Source organism: Nocardiopsis sp. JB363 (genome assembly GCF_900143625.1).
Classification (GTDB): domain Bacteria; phylum Actinomycetota; class Actinomycetes; order Streptosporangiales; family Streptosporangiaceae; genus Nocardiopsis.
Genome location: NZ_FRFF01000165.1, coordinates 1 through 1,922, shown reverse-complemented (window position 1 = coordinate 1,922; position 1,922 = coordinate 1). Strand labels below are relative to the sequence as shown.

Genomic DNA, 1,922 nt, shown 5'->3' with positions numbered 1-1,922 from the left:
TACAACTCACCCACCACACCCACCGGCACCGAACGCAAGAACCCGTCCAACACCCGGAGCCGGGTGCCGACCACCGGGCGACCGATCGGCGGTGTTCGTTCGGGGACGAGTGGGTCGCTCAAGGTGGCCGCGATGGTGATCTCGGTGGGGCCGTAGGCGTTGACCATGCGCCGCCCGGGAGACCAGCGTCGGACGAGCTCCTCCGTGCAGGCCTCCGCCCCGACCACCAGGGTGCGAAGGTCGGGGAACTCCCCTTCGGGAACCGAGGCGAGCAGGGACGGCGGGATGATCGTCAGCCCGATTCGCTCACGCAGCAGGACCTCCGCCAGGTCATCGCCCACGAGCGGTCCCGGCTCCGGGAGCACGAGAGGGGCACCGGCGCCCAGGGCCATGAGGACCTCCATCACCGAGGCGTCAAAACTGGGCGAGGCCAGTTGCAGGACCCGGGTGTCCTCCTTGGTGGCGAAGCGCTCGGTCATGGAGTCGGCCAGCTCCGCGGCACCTCGGTGCGTCACCATGGTGCCCTTGGGTGTGCCCGTGGAGCCCGACGTGTAGATGAGGTAGGCGAGGTCGTCCAGACCCGGTGGTACGGGATCACCACCGCCCGCGTCGTTCTCGACGTCCCAGAGATCGGCCACCGGAACCTGTTCCAGGTCGTCGGGCAGGGATTCGACGGGATCCGCCCCGATGAGGACGAGGCTCGCTCCGGAGTCCCGCGCGATGAAGTGCCGTCGGGCCCGCGGGTAGTTCGGGTCGATCGGAAGGTAAGTCGCCCCGGCACGCATGATCCCGAGGAAGGCGGCGACGAGTTCGGGCCCGCGTTGGAGGTGCACTCCCACGACGTCCCCGGTACCGACGCCCCGGTCCACCAACCGCCGGGCGATGGCGCTCACGCGCTCGTCGAGCTGCGTCCAGGTCCATTCTCGGTCGGTTGTGACCAGGGCGGTCGCGTCCCGTCGCTGTGACACCCTCGCCGAGAAGAGGTCGGGGATCGTCCGGAGCCGCTGTGGCGTACCGCCATCCCCCCAGGCCTCGACACGATCTCGCTCTCGGCCGTCGAGCAGGTCGAGCTCGGCCAGGCGGCGGTCGGGTGCGGCGACGATGCCGTCCACCAGGTGGGAGAGGTGCTTCAAAAGCCGCTCCACCGTGCCGACGTCGAACAGCGCGGAGTCATAGCGCAAGCGCAGGTCGATGGCGGGACCGTCGTAGGCGATCAGGGTCAACGCGTAGTTGGTGGCCTCCCTCGCGGTCATACTCTCGACCGTGACGCCGTGTCTACGGGCGGACTCCTCGTCCACGGGGTAGTTCTCGAACACGACGATGCTGTCGAAGAGCGGGGTGTCTCCCGAGAGTCCGCTCTGGGACTGGACACGGTTGAGGGGCAGGTGTTCGTACCGGCGGGACTCCACGAGTCCGTTCTGGAGGTCACGGAGCCAGTCGACGACCAGGTCACCGGGGGCCGTGGTGGTACGGACCGGCAGGGTGTTGATGAAGAGTCCGATGGTGGACTCCACCCCGGGCAGGTCATCGGGCCGACCGGAGGTCGTGGCACCGAACACCACGTCGTCCTCACCCGAGTGGGCCGCGAGCAACAACGCCCAGGCACCCTGCACCAGAGCGTTCACCGTCAGACCCTGCTCACGGACGAAAGTGTGCACGCGATCGGTGTCGGTCGAGGAGAGGGTGTGTCCGGACTGACCGGTCGAGCTCACCCGACGGATGTCCACGGGTGCGTGATCGTAGGGCAGGGGTGTGGGTGCGTCGACGTCCGCCAGGAGCTCGCGCCAGTAGCGCAACCCCTCCGTGTCGTCCTGTTCACCGAGGACTTCGAGATAGGAGCGGAAGTCGGCTCGTACCTGTGCCGGTCCTCCTCGGTAGGTGGTGAGGACGTCCTCCAACACCAAGGGCAGACTCCACCCGTC

1 protein-coding gene is annotated in these 1,922 nt (G+C 68.2%); it reads right to left on the bottom strand.

Features of this window, described 5'->3' with window-relative positions:
* Positions 1-1,922: AMP-binding protein (locus BQ8420_RS25040; RefSeq protein ID WP_143847561.1), on the bottom strand; the 1,922-nt coding region annotated here is incomplete at both ends.